The organism is Celeribacter baekdonensis, assembly GCF_003047105.1.
Taxonomy (GTDB): Bacteria; Pseudomonadota; Alphaproteobacteria; order Rhodobacterales; family Rhodobacteraceae; genus Celeribacter; species Celeribacter baekdonensis_B.
Genome location: NZ_CP028475.1, coordinates 225,966 through 244,622, shown reverse-complemented (window position 1 = coordinate 244,622; position 18,657 = coordinate 225,966). Strand labels below are relative to the sequence as shown.

Annotated in this window: 17 protein-coding genes and 1 pseudogene; 6 read left to right on the top strand and 12 right to left on the bottom strand. The window is 59.0% G+C overall.

Annotated elements, in window-relative coordinates; genetic code table 11:
- The first annotated feature begins 127 nt into the window (after positions 1 to 127).
- Together DA792_RS04570 and DA792_RS04565 are read left to right on the top strand one after the other, a co-directional pair.
- Entirely contained in the window at positions 128 to 1,117 is a 990-nt protein-coding gene (locus DA792_RS04570; RefSeq protein ID WP_107718492.1) for an ABC transporter substrate-binding protein, read from the top strand.
- A gap of 86 nt (positions 1,118 to 1,203) precedes the next feature.
- The gene (locus DA792_RS04565) at positions 1,204 to 1,797 is read left to right on the top strand and encodes an ATP-binding cassette domain-containing protein (RefSeq protein WP_254679353.1); all 594 of its coding nucleotides are present in this window, start codon (positions 1,204 to 1,206) and stop codon (positions 1,795 to 1,797) included.
- 26 nt (positions 1,798 to 1,823) lie between these two features.
- Here the strand turns inward: DA792_RS04565 and DA792_RS04560 are convergent, their stop codons facing one another.
- The 7 genes and pseudogenes from DA792_RS04560 to DA792_RS04530 all read right to left on the bottom strand — a co-directional run bounded on the left by DA792_RS04560 (position 1,824) and on the right by DA792_RS04530 (position 7,216).
- Positions 1,824 to 2,234, bottom strand: coding sequence for a c-type cytochrome (locus tag DA792_RS04560; protein WP_107718490.1), 411 nt, complete (start codon positions 2,232 to 2,234; stop codon positions 1,824 to 1,826).
- Between the two features lie 126 nt (positions 2,235 to 2,360).
- Positions 2,361 to 2,942, bottom strand: a complete 582-nt coding sequence (locus DA792_RS04555; protein WP_107718488.1) for a tetratricopeptide repeat protein — start codon at positions 2,940 to 2,942, stop codon at positions 2,361 to 2,363.
- Positions 2,943 to 3,029: 87 nt separating this feature from the next.
- Complete coding sequence (locus tag DA792_RS04550) at positions 3,030 to 3,821, bottom strand: ABC transporter permease (protein ID WP_107718486.1); 792 nt, start codon at positions 3,819 to 3,821, stop codon at positions 3,030 to 3,032.
- Entirely contained in the window at positions 3,818 to 4,561 is a 744-nt protein-coding gene (locus DA792_RS04545) for an ABC transporter ATP-binding protein (protein WP_107718484.1), read from the bottom strand. Before DA792_RS04545 ends, DA792_RS04550 begins: the two co-directional genes overlap by 4 nt.
- 8 nt (positions 4,562 to 4,569) lie before the next feature.
- Positions 4,570 to 5,013 carry a hypothetical protein gene (locus tag DA792_RS04540; RefSeq protein ID WP_107718482.1) on the bottom strand — a complete coding sequence of 148 codons (444 nt, stop codon included), beginning with the start codon at positions 5,011 to 5,013 and terminating at the stop codon, positions 4,570 to 4,572.
- Between the two features lie 52 nt (positions 5,014 to 5,065).
- Positions 5,066 to 6,024: pseudogene (locus DA792_RS04535) on the bottom strand (YVTN family beta-propeller repeat protein).
- A 1-nt stretch (position 6,025) separates the two neighbouring features.
- On the bottom strand, positions 6,026 to 7,216 hold the full coding sequence (locus tag DA792_RS04530; RefSeq protein WP_107718480.1) for an ABC transporter substrate-binding protein: 1,191 nt from the start codon (positions 7,214 to 7,216) through the stop codon (positions 6,026 to 6,028).
- Positions 7,217 to 7,365: 149 nt separating this feature from the next.
- Between DA792_RS04530 and pedF the strand changes: the two genes are divergently transcribed.
- Entirely contained in the window at positions 7,366 to 8,052 is a 687-nt protein-coding gene (gene pedF / locus DA792_RS04525) for a cytochrome c-550 PedF (RefSeq protein ID WP_107718478.1), read from the top strand.
- Between the two features lie 12 nt (positions 8,053 to 8,064).
- Entirely contained in the window at positions 8,065 to 8,976 is a 912-nt protein-coding gene (locus tag DA792_RS04520) for a substrate-binding periplasmic protein (protein ID WP_107718476.1), read from the top strand.
- A gap of 27 nt (positions 8,977 to 9,003) precedes the next feature.
- On the opposite strand, the gene DA792_RS04515 is transcribed toward DA792_RS04520, so the two are convergent.
- Positions 9,004 to 9,903 carry an FAD:protein FMN transferase gene (locus tag DA792_RS04515; protein WP_159075164.1) on the bottom strand — a complete coding sequence of 300 codons (900 nt, stop codon included), beginning with the start codon at positions 9,901 to 9,903 and terminating at the stop codon, positions 9,004 to 9,006.
- Positions 9,882 to 11,984, bottom strand: coding sequence for a 4Fe-4S binding protein (locus DA792_RS04510; RefSeq protein ID WP_107718475.1), 2,103 nt, complete (start codon positions 11,982 to 11,984; stop codon positions 9,882 to 9,884). The genes DA792_RS04515 and DA792_RS04510 overlap by 22 nt, the downstream gene beginning before the upstream one ends.
- Positions 11,985 to 12,083: 99 nt before the next feature.
- Here DA792_RS04510 and DA792_RS04505 point away from each other — a divergent pair, with 99 nt between their 5' ends.
- A complete protein-coding gene (locus tag DA792_RS04505; RefSeq protein WP_107718473.1) occupies positions 12,084 to 12,863 on the top strand; it encodes an ABC transporter permease in 780 nt (259 codons plus the stop codon).
- Between the two features lie 29 nt (positions 12,864 to 12,892).
- Here DA792_RS04505 and DA792_RS04500 read toward each other — a convergent pair whose 3' ends face one another.
- Genes DA792_RS04500 through DA792_RS04490 form a run of 3 tightly spaced genes read right to left on the bottom strand, consistent with a single transcriptional unit; the run spans position 12,893 to position 17,060 of the window.
- A complete protein-coding gene (locus tag DA792_RS04500) occupies positions 12,893 to 15,115 on the bottom strand; it encodes a hybrid sensor histidine kinase/response regulator (RefSeq protein WP_107718471.1) in 2,223 nt (740 codons plus the stop codon).
- Positions 15,112 to 16,329, bottom strand: a complete 1,218-nt coding sequence (locus tag DA792_RS04495) for an FIST N-terminal domain-containing protein (RefSeq protein WP_107718469.1) — start codon at positions 16,327 to 16,329, stop codon at positions 15,112 to 15,114. Before DA792_RS04495 ends, DA792_RS04500 begins: the two co-directional genes overlap by 4 nt.
- A 35-nt stretch (positions 16,330 to 16,364) precedes the next feature.
- Positions 16,365 to 17,060: a response regulator transcription factor gene (locus DA792_RS04490; RefSeq protein ID WP_107718467.1), complete on the bottom strand. Its 696-nt coding sequence runs from the start codon at positions 17,058 to 17,060 to the stop codon at positions 16,365 to 16,367.
- 314 nt (positions 17,061 to 17,374) lie between these two features.
- Between DA792_RS04490 and DA792_RS04485 the strand changes: the two genes are divergently transcribed.
- Entirely contained in the window at positions 17,375 to 18,646 is a 1,272-nt protein-coding gene (locus DA792_RS04485) for an amidohydrolase family protein (RefSeq protein WP_107718465.1), read from the top strand.
- The last annotated feature ends 11 nt before the right edge of the window (positions 18,647 to 18,657 follow it).

Here is an 18,657-nt window from a genome sequence, read left to right as displayed (position 1 = left end):
AGCGAGGCCCCCTCCGAAATTGGCCATTGGTCGTAGGGGCCATGCGACCTAGGGGCCATTTCCCATCCTTTGGTCGTATTTGTGCCACGCCTGCCCGCTCCTACTCTGCCATGAGGGAGGATCAACCATGACCAAATTCACCAAAGGCCTCGCAGCCCTTGCCACCGCTGCGGCTTTAACCGCCGCTTTTTCGGGCGCTTCCAAAGCCGAAGACCTGCCAAAACTCAAAGCCGCGCTGCAAATGTCCGGCACCGTCGCTTGGGAGGTGGACACCATCCAACATAACGGCTTCGATACCGCTCAGGGCTTTGCCCTTGAGGCGCTTGATGTCGCCGGCTCCCCCGCCTCACGTGTCGCATTGGCAGCGGGCGAAGTGGATATGATCGTTGCCGATTGGCTCTGGGTTGCGGCCCAACGCGCCGAAGGCAAGGATTACGTTTTCATCCCCTATTCCAAAGCCGTGGGTGGTCTTTATGTGCCCAAAGACAGCCCGGCCCAAACCATTGCCGATCTCAAAGGCGGCAAAATTGGCATCGCTGGCGGGCCGAATGACAAAAGTTGGCTGATCCTGCGCGCCTTTGCAGCCCAGACTGAGGGGCTTGATCTGGCGGCCAACACCGAACAGGTCTACGGCGCACCGCCGCTGATCTTTAAATCCGCCCTATCCGGCGAGTTGGACGGCGCGATTAATTTTTGGCATTTCGGTGCCAAAATGGACGCCGCCGGGATGCGGCTCTTGGCCTCCACCTCCGAGGCCGCCGTGGCGCTTGGTCTAAATCCTGACACACCGCTTTTGGGCTATGTTGTGCGCGGTGAAGTGTTGAAAAACCACCCCGAATTGGTCGCCGGACTGGCCGCCGCCTCACGTCAGGCCAAAGAGCTTTTGGCCACGGATGACGCCGCCTGGGATCGCCTGCGCCCAAGAATGAATGTCAAAACCGATGCGCAATTTTCGGCCCTCAAAGCCGGATGGATCGACGGCATTCCACCAAAGGGTCCGGTGTCTGACGCAGATGCGGCCAAGATGCTCGATCTGATGGCGCAACTTGGCGGCACGGATTTGGTGGGCCAAGCCACGACGCTGCCAGAAGGCACATTCTACCATCCCGGCACATGAAGCTTATGCCGATCATCCGACCCAATGCTCCCGCTCCCGCGCGCCCACAGGCAAGCCCGAGCGGGGGTGTGCATGGAGGGGTCCATGTGGATCTGCGCTCGGCCCATGCCGGGGGTCAACAGATTCTCGGGCCGATTTCGTTTTCGATCGCGCCCGGTGCCTCCCTTGCCCTCGTTGGCCCCTCCGGCGTCGGCAAATCGACGCTGCTGCGGGTGATTTGCGGGCTGCATTCCGACTATGACGGCAGTTGCGAGCGCCCAGAGCGCATCAGCACCGTGTTCCAGGAGCCGACCCTGTTGCCATGGCGCAGCGCCTTGGACAACCTCACCCTGACCACCCGCATCGACGCGCCAAAAGCGCGGCAATGGTTGGCGCAGGTGGGGCTTTCAGATCATGCCGATCTGTTTCCCGGTCAGCTCTCCTTGGGCCAACAGCGTCGCTTGGCCTTGGCCCGCGCCTTTGCCGCGGCGCCCGATTTGTTGCTTATGGATGAGGCTTTTGTGTCGCTGGACCCGAGGCTCGCCGATGAGATGATGCGCCTGTTTGAGACCCTGCGCGCACATCATGTCACCACCACAATTGTGGTCACCCACGACCCGAAAGAGGCGGCACGACTGTGTGATCGGGTGTTGACCCTTTTTGGGCGGCCCGCACAGGTGCAGACCGCCGACCCCTCTTAAATCAAAGCACGATTAAACAACGCGAATTATTCGGAAATCGACGCCAGATAGGTGACGATAAAATCCTGAACTGTGGCATCATCGACGCCGACATGGCGCATTTTCGTGCCCGGCACCAAACCGTCATTGTCTTCCATCCATGCCCGGATCGCACCTGCGGTCCAAGTGAAATTGGCGCTTTTCAGGGCCTCAGAATAGGGGTAGCCCTCAAAGCTACCGGCTTTGCGACCAATCACCCCGGTCAACAACGGACCGTAGCTGGCGCGGTCTGCATCGACCGAGTGACAGCGGTGACATTCCTTGTCAAAAAACTCTGCCCCAGCGGCGGTTTTGATCGCGTCATATTCGCCTGCAACGGCAGATGCGCCCAGCGTTGTGGCAAAGACTGCGGGGATCAGAGCAATGGCAAATCTGGGGGAAAATCGAATGGCTTTCATGGCGGTCTCCTATGGCATGTTCGCCACTAAGATCGCCCGTTCTGCCGCCCAAGATGTTGATGCACATCAACAAAGCCCCCCGACATTGGTCGCACCCCGGCTACGACCTTGGTCGTAGAGTGCGCCTTAGAACAGGTTCAAATAGCGCCATTCATCCGCATCCGGCGTCACCTCATCCAAATCATACTCCGCACTTTGCAGCCGCTGCGCCACATCCAAACCGTCCCGCGCCGCCTCATCGACCATTGCGCGCCCTGCCGCCTCGTCGCGCGCCACACCCCAGCCACGCATCAAATCCAGCCCATGGTTGAATTTGCCAACCGGATCACCCGCCTCTGCTGCCTTGCGGTTCCACTCTGCTGCGGCCTCCAAATCCTGTGGCCCGCCCAAACCGCGATCATCGAGTTGGCTCATCCATGTCATCGCCCCGGTCCAGCCGCTCTCGGCACACTGCTCAAACAGCTCGCGCGCCATCTCGTGACGGCCCGATTTGGTCACCAAATAGCCCTGAGAACAGATCACCATCCCGGTGTCGCCGTTGCGAATGCTTTCCATCACCTGCGCCATCGACATCTCATGCGGATTGAGTGTGCCTTGCTCTGTCACCTCGGTGTCAGGGCCAAGTTCCATGGCGAAATCTTCAGCCAAATCTTCGGCCCAAACGGGTGTCGCTGCGACAAGCGCCATCGCTAAAATTGCAGATCTCATGTTGCATCCTCCCACGCCCATGCTGCCAGAGCACGCGATCATATCACATCCGACCAAAGTGGCGGATTTTCTACGACCAGGGCGCGTTTAACCCTTGCGTCCCATCGTCCGCTTGCCCGGATCATAGCCCCACAGCGCCAGCGCCATAAACACCATCACAGCCGCCAAAGTGATGGCCCAATCCAAAGGGTCGGCCTTGAGGTAAAGTGCAAACCGGATCGTTTCGACCCCGTGCGAAAACGGATTGATCGCGCAAATCCACCACAAAAGCTCAGAGGCTTCGGCCATTTTCCAAAGCGGGTACAGCGCTGTGGAGAGGAAAAACATCGGGAAAATCACGAAATTCATCACCCCCGCAAAGTTTTCCAAGCTGCGGATGGTCGAGGACAGCGCGATCCCCAAAGCCCCCACCATCAGCGCGCAGAGGAACATCGCAGGCAAGACCGCGACATAGCCCATAGGCGAAAACCGGATGCCGTAGAGGGCACAAATTGCCAAAAAGACAACGGCTTGCAGCACCGAAATCACCGCCCCCGCCACCAGTTTGCAACTCAACAACCACCAGCGCGGCAAGGGCGCGGTCAGCAAAAGCCGCATCGTGCCCATCTCGCGATCCATCACCAAAGACAGCGAAGATTGCATGCCGTTGAACAGCAAAATCATCGCGCAAAGCCCCGGCACGATGTAGGTTTCATAGCTGATATAGGTCTCATAGGGCGGCGTGATCGACAGGCCCAAAGCCGCGCGAAACCCCGCCGCAAAAACAAAAAGCCACATCAAAGGCCGCACCAAAGCCGCGATCATCCGGGCGCGTTGGCCGAAAAACCGCAGCGCTTCGCGGTGGCAAATGGCAATGAGGGCGCTGACATAATGGCTCATGCGGGCTGTCTTTCGCCGCTCAACCCGCCCGTGAGCGCGAGGAAATGTTCGGTCAGCTCCGGCCCGACCTGCTCGGCCACGCCGCGCTCAATCACCCGGCCCCGATGCAGCACCACCAACCCATCCTGCGCACAAACTTCATCGGTCAAATGCGTCGCCCATAGCACGGCCAGCCCGCTCTCTTGCGTCAATTGATGCACATGGGCGACCAAATCCGCCCGCGTTTGCGCATCCAATCCCACCGTCGGCTCATCCAGCAACAAGACCTCGGGCCGGTGCATCAGAGCGCGGGCAATTTCCAGCCGCCGCCGATGCCCGCCGTTGAGATCGCGCACCCGTTCCGAACCGCGTTCGACCATCGCCAGCCGCTCCAGCGCCTCAGAGGCGGCCAGTTTGGCGGCGCGTCCGGTGATCCCGTGCAGACCCGCGAAATACAACATGTTGCGCCAGACCGTCAGATCCAGGTCGAGCGTCGGCTGTTGAAACACCACGCCCATGCGCGCCAGGGCCTTGAGCGGCGTGTGGCTCATGTCATATCCCGCGACCTCGACCCGGCCCGATTTGGGCGCGAAAAGCCGGGTGAGGATGCCAAAAAGCGTTGATTTTCCTGCGCCATTTGGCCCCAAAAGCGCGCAAAATTGGCCCGGCTCCACCGAGAAACTCACCTGATCCAAAGCGGGCGGATGATCTGCCCGCCCTGCGTAGCGATGGGTGATGTGATCAACGACAAGCCCGGCCATAGGGTTTCCTATTCGATTGTAATTTCAAGGCGTTGCAAATCGCCACGTGCGTTCGGCACATGGAGATCATAGGTCCCGGGCTTGATCGCGACAAAGCTGATTTCCATCACCCCCGCCTCGTCAAATTCAACGCTATCGACCCCCAAGGGGCGAATTTCAATGCCTTCGATGACGATCTCATCAATCCAAATGGCGTGGAAAAATCCCGCCCCCACAAGGCCAAGCTCTTGCGATCCGTCAGCTTCGATTTCAATCTCGTAGGAGGTGCCGGATTTGAGGTGCAACGGGGCGTCGGCCAAGGGTTGGCCCGCAGACAAAAGGATCGGCGGCAGGGTTTCGGAATTGCTGGCCGACAAAATACCCGCCATGCCGAAACTGGGTTTATCACCATCGTCATCGGACAAGGCCGGGGTGGCTGCGATCAATGCTGCCGCTAAAATTTGAAAACGCATTTTAAAACTCCTGTTTGTATTTTTGCCGTCTCTCAACACCTCACTTGTCCGATCACGGACGCATGACCGCGCCCCAGGGAAACCGCCCAACCTTGATGGATTTGATCGCCTCCCGTTTGGCCACATCAATCACCGTCACATCGCCACTCACCCCGTTTGTGGTGAACAAAAGTCGATGATCCGGGCTAAAGGCCATGTGCCAGACCCGCCGCCCGGTCAGGATATAGTCCTCGACTTCAAGCGTCTCGGTGTTGACCACGGCGATGTGATTGGCCGGGCCAAGCGCGACAAAAGCGGTCTTTTGATCCGGGGTCAGTTCAAACCCCACCGGCTGGATCAAATCGGGGTGCACGCCTTTGATCTCAAAATGGATTTTTCCGATCTCTGACTGATCCGCCGCGTCAAACACCGAAACTGTCCCGCCGATCTCCGAACTGACCCAAAGCTCGGTTCCGTCTTTGACAAATTCGGCATGGCGTGGACGGGCATCGACAAGCGTGTTGGCGTAAATTTCGTGGCTCTCGGTGTCGATCCAATGCGCCATGTTGGTGGTCTCGGAGGTGGTGATCACCGTCTTGCCATCGGGTGAGACCGCCATGCCTTCGGGCTCAATCCCAACGTTGATTTGCGTGACCACTTTATGCGTCTCGACATCGACCACTGTGGTCACGGCATCATTCTCATTGGCGATCCAAAGGTGGCGATTGTCCGGGTGCAGCACGAATTGTTCCGGGTCCTCCCCGAAGGCAGATCAAACAAGATCTCACCCGTTTCCGGGTCCATCACCTGCACCGCGTTGCTGTCAGAGGCACAGATGTAAAGCCTTGTGAAATCTGCATTAAACGTGATTCCACGTGGGCGTTCACCGGTTTTGAGCGTGCGGATCACCTCCAAAGTGTCAATGTCGATCACCGACAGGGTGTCGTCCTTTTCATTGCTCACCCAAATCTCGGCAGCGGCAAGCGGCTGTGCCAAACAGGCGGCCAATAGCCCCGCATATATCACTTTCATCTTACTCTCCAAACGCATGACACTCACTTTCCGCCTGATCTGTTCCCAGCGTATCCAAAGGGTTGCGCGGGTGTTCAAACCCGTCCAATGGCGCTGCCGCCACCTGTGCGTGGGCGTTGACCACGGGCACGGGTTGGCGCATCTGGCCGTTCCAATTGCGAAAACTCAAAGGGCGGCCCTGAAACCCGGCCAATTCAAACCCATCAGACAAAAGATAATCGTGCAGCACCGCCGCCTCCGTGCTCCCGGTCCGCGTCACCGCCTCGCCCACGGCGCGCACCGCCGCCCAGGCCGCGTAATCGCGCGACGTCATCACGCGCCCCGTCAGATCGGTGAATCGCGCCTGAAGCTGTGCCGCGCCCCATTGTTCGATCACCGGCGCCCAAGCCACAGCGGTCAAACCGCCGCCGCCCGCCACCGGACGCGGCTCCCATGTGTTGTGTTCGATGTAACGGGCGAAATCGTCATGGGCGTCGGCGATCAACACCACATCGTGGGATTTGAACCCTTGGGTCAGCAACGGCACTTCGCGGCTCGCGGCGCGCCTCAGATCGCTGTCAAAGGTCCATGTCGCCTCTGAGACGATCTTGAGCCCAAATTTCTGCGCCGCCTGACGGTACGTTTGCGCCCGCACCCTATCCTCGTCGGTCGGTCCCACAATCATCGCCAGTTTGGTCCAGCGTTTGCTAAGCAAAACCTGCATCAACGCGTCCGCCGCCATACCGTCTTCCAACGCCGTATGCAGCAGATTCGCGCGGCACGACGCCCCGCGCAATGCCGCCTCACCACTGGCCGCATTGATCAGAATCGCGCCCTTGGCCTCGGCCAAATCCGCCACAGCCAAAGCCGCCTCAGCCGTCATGTCCAACACCACAACGCGGGTATGGGCCAACATGTCCTGCGCCGCCGCCAACACATCGGCCTCCGGGGCAAGGCTGACCACATCCAACGCATAGGAATGCCCTAAAAACCCGCCCGTTGTTTGATTGTCGGAAATGGCAAGTTCAGCGCCCTCAATACCACGCCGCGCGGGCACCGGATCCAAGCCCGACAGCACCGGATGCGCAGGCTCTTCCAGCCGCAAATAACCAACCGTCAGATCCAACTCAGCCGCCTGGACACCCGCCTGCGCACAAAGCGCACAGAGCATGCCAAACGCCGCCACACGGATCGCGCGCCGCATATGTGTCATTGTCGTCCTCCCGTGCTCTCACCTTAAATTCGGCTCCGGCTCGACCGAAATGGGACCAAGGTCGCATGACGGTTTCGACAGTTGCACCAAGGTCGAATAGCGCCTGTTGCAGCTGCAGCGATATTGATTGGGAAACTTGGGAGGATCACATGAAACGCACTGCTTTGCTTGCCGCGCTCACCGCCGCCACACTCGCCACTTCCGCCTTCGCCCATGGCGATGTCACCCCACAGGCGGTCAACACCGATATGCTACCCGATGTTGGCGTGGAGGGGGACGATTGGCTGATCGAAAACCCTTATCGTGCCGAAGCTGCCGGTGAAGAGGTTTGGCTTAAAGCCATTGAAATCGGCTCCTCCGGGTTCAACCAAAACTGCGCCCGCTGTCATGGTCTTGGTGCGGTCTCCGGCGGCCTTGCCCCCGATCTGCGCTATCTTGAAGCCGCAGAATATGGCGATGAATGGTTCGTGGAGCGGTTTCAATTGGGGATGACCCAAAACGGCGTCACCAAAATGCCCGCCTTTGGCGAAATCCTGGGTCAAAAAGCCGCTTGGGCGATCCGCACCTATATCGAAACCCGCCCCGATGATGGTGCGTTGGACAGCCACATGACCCGTTTGATCGAAATCCGCGATCACCTTTTGGCAGGCGATGTTGACGATCCTATGGCCCTCAAAGAAGAGCTGGCCAGCATCGCCGCCGGGGTTGAAACCGGATCAGGTGCGCCCGTCGCCGACAGCATCGCCTTTGAGGCCTCGCGCACCATGTCTGATGATCCAGAGACCTGGAAACACGCAGCGGACCTGTTGACCGTTGGCCTGTCTGCCGCGCATTAAGGGTTTGTTTCCATGAAACATTCCCTCTTGGCTCTCACCTTTTTGGCCGGTCTCGCTTCTGCGGGGCCGGCTTTTGCCCGATGTGAGGATGTCGTGCCGCAACTGCGGCCGCAAAACACCTTTGCCCAAGACATTGGCCGTGATTTCGACACGATCATTGATGAGGGTTGGATCGAATTTGCGCTCTACGAAAACTTCGCGCCCTGGTCCTTTCTCAAGGACGGAAAACCCGCAGGTATCGACGTAGAAATCGGCACGCTCATCGCCGAAGACCTCGGCGTCGCGCCGCGGTTTCGTCTGGTTCAGGCCGATGAAACCCTTGAGGGCGATCTGCGCAATTACGTTTGGAAAGGGGCTGCCGTGGGCGGGCGTGTCTCCGATGTGATGTTGCATGTGCCTTATGACAGTGAATTCGCCTGCCGCGTCGAACAGGCTGTTTTTACGGGGCAATATGCGGCGGAAACCCTCGCCATCGGCTATAGCCTGACCGACTATCCCGACCCGGATGACATCCCGACACCGGCCTATTTCCGCTATGACACGGTCGCCGTGGAAAACGACAGCATTTCGGATCTCTACCTCGCCTCCATCGGGCGCGGCGTGGTCTCCGATACGATCCACCGCTATCCCAGCTCAGACCTCGCCGTTTCCGCCATGGTGGCCGGAGACACCATGGCCGTCATGGCACCTTTGGCGGTGATTGAGGCCGGGCTTGCTGTGGATGAGACCTCTGGATTTGCGGTCCACACCCCGCCGCTTCCGGGGCTGGTGCGCTCGACATGGACCATCGGCGCTGCCGTCAACCAACAGCACCGCGATCTTGGCTATGCCGTGGATTATGCGATTGAAAAAGCGCTCGATGATGGGCGTATCCCGGCGATTTTCGCCGCTCATGGGCTGAGTTTCCTGCCCCCCGAGCGTTAAGATCATAGATCGGAACCTTGACCACGCTCACAGCGTTTCAAGGTTCCCTTCAAAGTCAACCATCACCACAGGCCCGAGATCAAGCCGGTCGCAAACCCGTGCGATCTGATTGCGCGGCATCAGGCAAAACGCGGTCGACACAGCATCCGCAAGCGCAGCCGAGCTGGCCTGCACCGTAACCGTTGACCACAGCGGCACACCGCCTTTCGGGTGCAGAATATGGGTCTCATCGCCCACACGCATCGCACCGGGGCTGGAGCTTGCCACCGCGCCATCCGTCAGGCTCAGGCGGCCAAGTTGTCCCGCCTCGGGGTCAGACATGCCCAAATGATAGGGCCCCCCCATGGCACGAAACTCTCCCATATTGACCAGCGCGTGATCATAACCACGCCGCCGCAACAGCGCTGTGATCCGGTCGGTGGCATAGCCTTGTGCAATGCCGTTCAGACTGAGCTTTTGACCGGGTGCCAGACGCACATGGCTACTGCCGATCTCGACCCGCTCAAAGCCGATCAAAGCGCGTGCCTCCGCTGTGTCGCGACCCTCGACAAGAGCCTGCCAAAGTGGTTGAATCGTCGGATCAAACAGGCCCTCACTGACCAAATGTACCCGACGCACCAGCCGCAAGACCTCGTGCATCTCCTCGCTCACCGCGATGCGTCCGCGCGCGTTCAATTGCGACAGTTCTGAACTGGGTAAATAGATCGAAAACCGCGACTCGATCTGGCGCAGTTCCTGCACCACCGCGTCCAAATCCTGTTGCAGCTGACGCACATCACTCGACAGTTCCAGCGAGACCTCCGCACCGAAAGCCTGCCCCCGCCAGATTTGGGTTGAGGCGCGTGCGGCACTGGCCAGCCCCATCGCAGGGGCCGAGGCGCAGAGCGTTAAAAACCGGCGGCGGGTCAGGTGAGATTTGGCGGGCATGTGGCACGCTCCTGTCGCTTGGCGGCCAAGATCAGCGGCACGCATTGGTTCGGATCATCATGAATTTTGACACAATCAAGACATTGAAAGCATTCATCATATTGGATTTCACCGGTCTTTTTGATCGCACCATAGCGGCATTTGACCCGGCACAATTGGCACGGACTGCCGCACGCTTCACGCCGTGCAATCCAATCGCGCCCGCGCAACAGGCCTCCAATCACCATGACTGCGCCCAAGGGGCAAACATACCGGCAAAACCCTTTGAAAAAGACAAGGCTAAGCCCCAACCAAAACACGGCATAAGCAACGTAATACCAATCGCGGATAAAATAGACGGTGACGGCGGTTTTAAACGGCTCAATTTCGGCGGCTTTTTCGGCATAATTGGGGGCGGCGAATGTCACCGCGATGACGCCAAAGAGCGCCAGATATTTGACTTTTTTCAAACGGTTGTCCCAGTCATCCGAGACTTTGATCTGACGGATATTCAGGCGCTTTCCGACATGGTGGAGCACCTCCTGCATCGCACCAAACGGACAAAGCCAGCCGCAAAACAGCCCCCGCCCCCAAAGCACGAACCCAAGGATCGCCACCGCCCAGATCATCAGAGAGAACGGGTCATAAAGCAGCACCAAAAAGGAACCTTGTCCAACAGCGGCGCGCAGGCTGGCCAAGACGGTGACAATTGACAACTGCCCCTGCCCCCACCAGCCGATGAAGACGATGACAAAGGCCAATATTGTCAGGCGGATGGCGGTGAAATTTGGCCGAGCCGCAAGCCGCGTCATGCCGGGCCCGACAAGGAGCAACAGCCCGGTCAGAACCACGGCCAAAACGATCAAATCTGCCCGTCGATTGAGCGCTGCTTCGGCCCAGGCGGGCAGCGGCTTATGCGGTTTTGAGACCTCGAAGAACCGATCAGGCGCGGCGTAGGTCAGGGCGAAATGAGTGTCGCCCAAACGCGGCTGAAAACTGCCATGGGCGCGCACGGCTTGCACCCGCAACTCCCAGTCTGAGATCGGATCAAAGCCCAAACGCCGGTCAGCCCGTAGGATCATCGCGGCCCCGGCCTGTGGCACATCAGGAGCCAATTCGACCAGCAAATCCGCATCGCGCAGCGCCACGGGCAAGCCCCCCTGTTCCGCCGAAAGCCGATCTGGTGCGGTGTTGCGCACGAAATCCTCGGAGACCAACCCATGCCGCCCCGCCTCCAACATCAGCAAAGGTTCCGCCTCGGGGGAGACCGCTAGAAAATGCTGTAAGTCACTCAGTGAGTCGTCGGACAACACGGCGCGTGCAACCGCAGGCGGGCCCAAATCCACCAACCACAAATCGAGATACATCCCTTCCGGATCGGCCTTTGCCTCCGGGTCATCATCGGCCCAAATCGTCCCGGCAAAGGCGGCGTCCACCTCGGCATTGCTGACCCGCAACGGCTTGGCAATGCCTTGATCCACCAAGTCTTGCCAGCTCAACATCTCGCCATCGTCGGGTTTGGGACGCGCTGGCGGCGTCTGGGCCAGACCTTGCATTTTGTCACGCGCCACTGAAAGCGCCGCCGCCAATAGGCTTTCATGGGCGATGCGCACACTGGCCGTCGCTTTGGTCACGCCGTCCAAATACACAAGGTCCGATCCGCCGCCACCGCTGGCCCCGTAAGGCACACCGACAACAAGACTTTGGGTGATCGCAAGACCTTTATATTGTTCAATAAACTCTCGAAACGGGGCTTCTCCAAGACCAGACACGAACACTGGCTCGCGTTGCGACACCAACCGCACATCCAAAAACACACCGCTTGTGTCCATCAACACCAGCATGTCGATCGGCGCACCGGAAAACCCCGGCAAGGGCGCGAGCGGGCCGGTTTCGAACACATAACCGATCTCCGCGCCGCCCGAATTCAACAATTGATAGACGCCATTGTCGGCGAGGCTCTCGCCCAAGGCATAGGGCGGGATGATCATCGCCTCGACGTCTGCGCGGGGCAAAGGATCGGGGGCCGCCGCCGAAACAGGCCTCGGGGCAACGACAATGGCGCAAAGCAGGGCCAGAATAAGGGCGTACCGTGTCATCATATGATGACGCTAACGGCGCGCGCGCTGGCGTTGAATACGACCAAGGTCCAGAGCGCTCTAGGACCCGTGCGGGGTTAGGATCAGGATCGGGAGGATTGAATGCGACAGGAACGGATCATCATCGGACAGGCCGCGTCAAAAGGGGCGAGCACAGTGCTGTCACTGGCCGCGCTCATCGGGCTTTGGTCTGTGGCCGCGTGGCATAAGGCGGACCCGGATATTTTGCCGTCCCCGATGGCGGTGCTGCGCGTTTTGGTCGATTTGATCACCTCCGGCACGCTCTGGCCACAGATGCAGGCCACGATGATCCGCGTTGCCTTGTCCTTTGGCTTGGCCATGGCATTGGGAACGCTATTGGGCATCGCACTTGGGGTATTGCCGCGATTAGAACGCGCGTTTGCGCCATGGATCACGGTGTTTTTGAACCTTCCGGCGCTGGTGATCATCGTGTTGTGCTATCTCTGGATCGGCCTCAACGAAACCGCCGCCATCACCGCCGTCACATTGAACAAATTGGCACAAGTGACGGTGACTTTGCGGGATGGGACACGCGCGCGCGATCCGAAATTGGATGAAATGGCGCGACTATACACCATGCCACTCGGAGCACGTCTGCGCCATGTTTTGCTGCCGCAACTCGCGCCCTATTTCGCCATCGCCGGGCGCAACGGGCTTGCGATGATCTGGAAAATCGTTCTTGTGGTCGAATTTTTGGGCCGTTCAAGCGGGATAGGTTTTAAAATTCACCTGCATTTTCAAAACTTTCAGACTGCTTATGTCTTGGCCTATGCGCTCAGCTTTGTGGCCGTGATGTTGCTCATCGAGGTCGTGGTGATCCAACGCTGGGAACGGGCGGCGGCGCGGTGGCGGTCGGCCTAAGCCCCCCCCCGAAGACGCCCTAAGACGCCCTAAGGCGCCCTGGGCGGTGTCAGCACAAAGGCTTCAAGATCCTTCGGGGCAATCGGTTTATAGAGGATTTTGATCTGCGCCGCCTGACAGGCTTGGCGCACCTCGCGCGACCGATTGGCGGTCACAAGACGCGTGGGCATCCGACCGTATTTCGCCCAAAACGTCTCGATAAAGGCGATCCCGTCCATCCCCTCCCCCAGTTGATAATCCACCAACATCAAGTCTGGCGTCACATCCAATTCCTCCATCAGCGACAGCCCCTCTTCTCCGGTTTCGACACCGACGACAGCCACGCCCCATTTCTCCAGCAAAAGCGTGACGGCGCGGCGCACATCGGCGTCATTTTCGACCAAAAGCACCATCAACCCACTCGGATGTTCATGACTGGCCTGCTCCGGCAGGTAAGTCCCGACTTTTTTCGCCACCCATTGCCGTGCGGGCGGCAGGTCGATGCCAAACACCGTGCCTTTGCCCACGACACTGTCCAGATGGATCGGATGGCCAAGCTGGGCACAGGCACGGTCCACAATCGCCAGCCCAAGCCCCATCCCGACCGAGGCCGAGGCGGACACGCCGAGACGATGAAACTCCTGAAACACCGCTTGGTGTTCGATCTCGGGGATGCCCGGACCGGTGTCCCAGACCTGAAGCCGCGCCCGGCCCGCGCCCCTGCGCCTTACCCCGACCAAGACCCGCCCGGTTTCCGTGTACCGGATCGCATTCGACATCAGGTTTTGCACGATCCGGCGCAGATAGGTTGGGTCGCTTTCAACGATCTGATTGGTCTGCACCACCCGTAAATCAATGCCCTTGGCCTGCGCCGCCAACATGAATTCATCGCGCAACTGCGCCAACATCGGTGCCAGCGGCACGGGCATGATGTCCAAAGCCGAGCGCCCGGCCTCCAGTTTGGAAATGTCCAGCAGCGCCGACAGGATATTTTCGACGCTCTCAAGCGCGTTTTGTGCCTTGCCCAGAACCTCGCGCGTGTCGTCATCGGTCACACCATCTTCGGCGGAGGCGACAAAGAGCTTGGCGGCGGAGAGGGGTTGCAACAGATCGTGACTGGCCGCCGCGACAAAGCGCGAACGTGCCGCGTTGGCGCGTTCGGCACGCGCCAACGCGTCCTCAAGATCAAGCGTGCGCGACATCACCCGCGCCTCAAGCGTCTCATTGGTGCGGGTCAGTTCGGCCATGGCACGCCGTTCCGAGGTCACATCTGTCACCGACATCACAAACCCACCATCTGGCAGGTCTTCCGCCGACACCACAAGAATCCGCCGATCCAAATGATGCATTTCAAAAGTGATCGGCACACGCGGTGCCGTGCCGTAAACCCAGGCCAAAAGCTCATCAGGCGTCAATTGCCCGCCCACGGCCAATTCGTCACTGACACGTTGATACATGGCCTCAAAGCCCGCGCCGAGTTGCAGCTGCGTCATCGGCAGGCCCAACAAATAGCCAAGCCTCTGGTTGAACCCGGCCAACTGGCAATTTTTGTCAAAGATACACACCCCAAGGGACACATGTTCCAAGGTGGCGCGGATCATTTGCGCCTGATCGTCCAGCATCCGCCCGCGTGTTTCGCGTTCAGTCAACACCAGATCGGTCACATCGGTCTGAAGGATCACCGTGCCATCGTCAGGGGTGCGATGTTCGGAAATCTGGATCCAGCGATCCCCGACCACATGGACGTTAAACACCACATGCCGATCCCGGTGCCGCTCGACCCGGCGCGAGGCCCAAGAATAGGCATTGTCGGTGCCCGTCAGGTCGAGGTATTCCGAAGTGCTGACCATTTCGGCGTAATCCGAAAAGCTAATGCCCTGTTTCAAACGCGGCACAATATCAGGCAAGAACATCGCAAAGCGCGAATTGTAGAGCACCAACACATCGTCTTGATCAAACAGCGCAAAGCCTTCGCGCACGGTTTCGATGGCATTGGCGAGGTTGCGTTGTGCCACTTCCATTTTGCGGTTGGCCTCGGCCAATCGCGCATTGGAGACGTTGAGCAAATCCAGCGCATATTCCAAATCCGCCGTGCGTTGACGGACCTGATCCTCCAACATCGCGGCGCGTTGAAACTGCGCGTAGGCGGCACCGTGTTCATTTGAGCGCTGTTCAACTTGGCGCATCAACACATCGACGATTTTCAACAGCTTCTCGCGGGTGCGCTCGGAACTGTCCTCTGGGTTCAACAGGCTCTCAGAGAGCTGTGTCATGGTGTCTCTCCGCTGTCATCCGCGTCGGGTTTGCGTGCCGTTGGGGTGCTACCGGGCGGGTAAATCGCCACGCCCGTGAAGGTTTGATTGACGTGGATCGACCCGATTTGTTCGCCATAGGTCGAAAACCCGCGCACGTTGTGTTTGACCAAAAGTGCGGAAATTTCGGCGCTTTTCTGGCTATTGCGGGCTTCGATCCGGCGGAAAATACAATCACAAGCCAAAATCATCTCCGGCGCGGCCCCTTGCGACAACCCCTCCAAGGCGTTTTTGAGATGGGCCGCCATGTCCATCGGTTCGGCTAGCGTCAAAACCAAGCCTTCGTCAATCGCGGCAAAAAACGACATGTCGCCATTGGCCGCGACCGATTTGATCGCCCGCACATGTTGCTTGCCGCCGACACGCACAACCACCGGATTTGCGGCAAAGACATTGTCATTCAACCGTGCCGGATCGCTGCCGATCAATCGGGCATATTCCGCCCCTGCGGGTTCGGCGTTGATCTCCTTGACGATCCGCGCATTCGGTTCCGCCGCCGTCACCACCATGCGTTTCTCGGTCGCGCGCAAATGGTCGTAGGAAAACACTTTGACCGGGCAATCGGTGCGGAAAAACGTCAAAATCGCTGCGTTTTCAATGATGTCTCGGCCATTGATGATAAAGGTTTCTTCAAACCGCGCGCCATCCCCCGCCGAGCCACCAAACAGAGGCACCGAGCCAAGCCCCGAGGCCAGGGCTGCGGTCAATTGATCCTCGCGCTCAGAGAGGCCATCCACCAAAAGCATGGCAAATTCATGGGTGAAATGCGGGTAGCGGCGCGACAACAATTGTCGGGCGCGGATCAACCCGCCCATCAGGTCATGCGGCGTACAGGTTTTGAGGTCCGACACCAAAAGCGTCTCCACCCCAAAATGTTCCACCGGAAAGGCCAGAGCCACGATTTTGCCCTCGTCATAGCCCATCGAGGTCAATTCCCCCGCCGTCGAACAGCCCATCACCCGGCCCCAAGGAATCTCGGCCTTAAGGTTGCGCGCCAGAGCCACCCGGTCGGTTTCAGGCGAGAAAAACATCAAGACGATCGAAAACGGCCCCGGTCCAAGCCCGTTGATGATTTTGCGCACGGCCTCTGGATCGTCGGCCTCCACCTCTGCGCGGCGCACCAGCGGGGCGGCCGACAGGTCGGTCATCTGTGGCGTTTTGCCATATGTGTGCATTGGAACCTCCATCCCTCCCCAAGGGTGGCGGAAAGTCAGCTTCCAGACAAGAGACTGTTGAAATTCGCTTCCTGCGCGATCAACACCGCCTGGGTCCGGCTTTGCACTCCAAGTTTGCGCATGATCGCGGTCACATGGGCTTTGACCGTGGTTTCCGCGATGGTCAGCTCATAGGCGATTTGTTTGTTCATTTGGCCTTCGCAAATCAATTGCAAAATGCGCGCCTGTTGCCGGGTCAGATGCGACAACCGGATCAACGCATCTTCGCGTGCACTCAGCGGCATATTGGCGTCGCCCTCTGAGAAGGCCCCTTCGGGGGCGTAAATTTCGCCGCCCGCGATATGTTCAAAGGCTTTGCGGAACGTGTCACGGGTGGAATGTTTGGGCACAAACCCTGCCGCCCCCACCCGAATGGCAGACCGCACCACCCGTGGTTCGGCCATAGACGACACGATTACGATCGGTGTTTGCGGGCACATTTTGGTCAACCGCACCAAACCGTCCAATCCGTTGACATCCGGCAAGTTCAGGTCGAGCAAAATCACATCCGGCGCATCGCCGGCGGACAGCCGTTCCAAAGCTTCTTCCAATGCGCCAGCGGTGGCCACGGTTGCAATTCCGACCCCTGCCCGCAAGGTCATCGACAAAGCGTCACAAAACAGCGGGTGGTCATCAACAATCAACGCTGTTTGAAAAGCACCTTCGACGCGGATGGGAGTCTTTTCGATCATGGGAAACCGCTTTCAGTTTGGGTCTGAACCGAGATTAGCAAACAGTTAGCGCATTACAAATTGCCCAAAGGTCTATGTTGTGCCTTTGCGCCCCAAGCTGCGATGACGCTCTTAAGTGGGGATTGGATCACGCCCGAATTGTGCCAGTTTAAACACATCTATGTATTTTTGCTAAGATATTCCGGCACCGTCATACAGACGCAAGACCTGCTGTGCTCTGCGTGTTTTCGCTCTATCCTTACGCCTGTCGGTGTGTCACGCCGATACAAGGGTCGCACCGCCCTGATCGCGCCGTTCAACATGGGAGAAAGACAATGTTTGATCTGATTGTGAAGGGCGGCACATTGCCGGACGGGCGGGTGGCGGATGTGGCGATACGCGGCGACCGAATTGTCGAGATTGCGCCCAATATCGAATTTGAGGCCCGCAAAGTCATCGACGCCACGGGGGATTTGGTCTCGCCACCCTTTGTCGATCCGCATTTTCATCTGGATGCCACCCTGTCCTTTGGCACGCCACGGGTGAATGCCTCAGGCACTCTGTTGGAGGGGATCGGCCTTTGGGGCGAGCTGCGCGATATGACGTCGGTGGAGGACATGGTCACCCGTGCACTGAGCTATTGCGACTGGGCCGCCTCGATGGGGCTTTTGGCGATCCGTTCGCATGTCGACACCACACCTGATCACCTCAACACCGTTACGGCGATGTTGGAGGTACGCGAAAAGGTCAAAGACTACATTGACTTGCAACTCGTGGCCTTTCCGCAAGACGGGCTTTATCGGTCCAAAACCGGGCGCGACAATGTGATCCGGGCTCTGGATATGGGCGTCGATGTGGTCGGGGGCATCCCCCATTTTGAACGCACGATGGCCGATGGTGCGGCCTCTGTGACCGATCTGTGCGAGATCGCCGCCAAACGCGGCTTGCCCGTCGACATCCATTGCGATGAGACCGACGATCCGATGAGCCACCATATTGAAACGCTGGCCTATGAGACCACGCGGCTTGGGCTGCAAGGCCGGGTGGCGGGCAGTCACCTGACTTCGATGCATTCGATGGACAATTATTATGTGTCGAAGCTTTTGCCTTTGATTGCGGAGGCGGAGATTTCCGCCATCCCAAACCCGTTGATCAACATCGTACTGCAAGGTCGCCATGACACCTTCCCGAAACGGCGCGGTTTGACCCGGGTCAAGGAAATGCTGGCCATGGGCATTCGCGTTGGTTGGGGGCAGGATTGCGTCATGGACCCATGGTATTCACTGGGCACCGCCGATATGTTGGATGTCGCGTTTATGGGGCTGCATGTGGCGCAGATGACCCATCCCGATGACATCGCGCGCTGTTTCACCATGGTCACCGAGGACAATGCCGCGATTATGGGGCTTTCGGAGTATGGCCTACGCAAAGGTGCGCTGGCCTCTTTGGTGGTTCTGGACGCCGCCTCCCCGAGTGAGGCGCTGCGGTTGCGGCCCGCGCGGTTGGCGGTGATCGCCAAAGGCAAAGTCATCGCCCGCTCGCCGCGAGGGGATGCAACCCTGTCGCTGCCCGGACGCGGTGCCACGGTGCGCCGTCGCCTGTCATAAAGGCGTCGCGG

Bases quoted from the DNA above. Each gene is read 5' to 3' on its own strand.
- DA792_RS04530 (WP_107718480.1), bottom strand. From the start codon at position 7,216: ATGACACATATGCGGCGCGCGATCCGTGTGGCGGCGTTTGGCATGCTC.
- DA792_RS04560 (WP_107718490.1), bottom strand. From the start codon at position 2,234: ATGAAAGCCATTCGATTTTCCCCCAGATTTGCCATTGCTCTGATCCCC.
- DA792_RS04495 (WP_107718469.1), bottom strand. From the start codon at position 16,329: ATGCACACATATGGCAAAACGCCACAGATGACCGACCTGTCGGCCGCC.
- DA792_RS04500 (WP_107718471.1), bottom strand. From the start codon at position 15,115: ATGACACAGCTCTCTGAGAGCCTGTTGAACCCAGAGGACAGTTCCGAG.
- DA792_RS04515 (WP_159075164.1), bottom strand. From the start codon at position 9,903: ATGCCCGCCAAATCTCACCTGACCCGCCGCCGGTTTTTAACGCTCTGC.
- DA792_RS04540 (WP_107718482.1), bottom strand. From the start codon at position 5,013: ATGCGTTTTCAAATTTTAGCGGCAGCATTGATCGCAGCCACCCCGGCC.
- DA792_RS04555 (WP_107718488.1), bottom strand. From the start codon at position 2,942: ATGAGATCTGCAATTTTAGCGATGGCGCTTGTCGCAGCGACACCCGTT.
- pedF (WP_107718478.1), top strand. From the start codon at position 7,366: ATGAAACGCACTGCTTTGCTTGCCGCGCTCACCGCCGCCACACTCGCC.
- DA792_RS04505 (WP_107718473.1), top strand. From the start codon at position 12,084: ATGCGACAGGAACGGATCATCATCGGACAGGCCGCGTCAAAAGGGGCG.
- DA792_RS04520 (WP_107718476.1), top strand. From the start codon at position 8,065: ATGAAACATTCCCTCTTGGCTCTCACCTTTTTGGCCGGTCTCGCTTCT.
- DA792_RS04545 (WP_107718484.1), bottom strand. From the start codon at position 4,561: ATGGCCGGGCTTGTCGTTGATCACATCACCCATCGCTACGCAGGGCGG.
- DA792_RS04510 (WP_107718475.1), bottom strand. From the start codon at position 11,984: ATGATGACACGGTACGCCCTTATTCTGGCCCTGCTTTGCGCCATTGTC.
- DA792_RS04485 (WP_107718465.1), top strand. From the start codon at position 17,375: ATGTTTGATCTGATTGTGAAGGGCGGCACATTGCCGGACGGGCGGGTG.
- DA792_RS04490 (WP_107718467.1), bottom strand. From the start codon at position 17,060: ATGATCGAAAAGACTCCCATCCGCGTCGAAGGTGCTTTTCAAACAGCG.
- DA792_RS04570 (WP_107718492.1), top strand. From the start codon at position 128: ATGACCAAATTCACCAAAGGCCTCGCAGCCCTTGCCACCGCTGCGGCT.
- DA792_RS04550 (WP_107718486.1), bottom strand. From the start codon at position 3,821: ATGAGCCATTATGTCAGCGCCCTCATTGCCATTTGCCACCGCGAAGCG.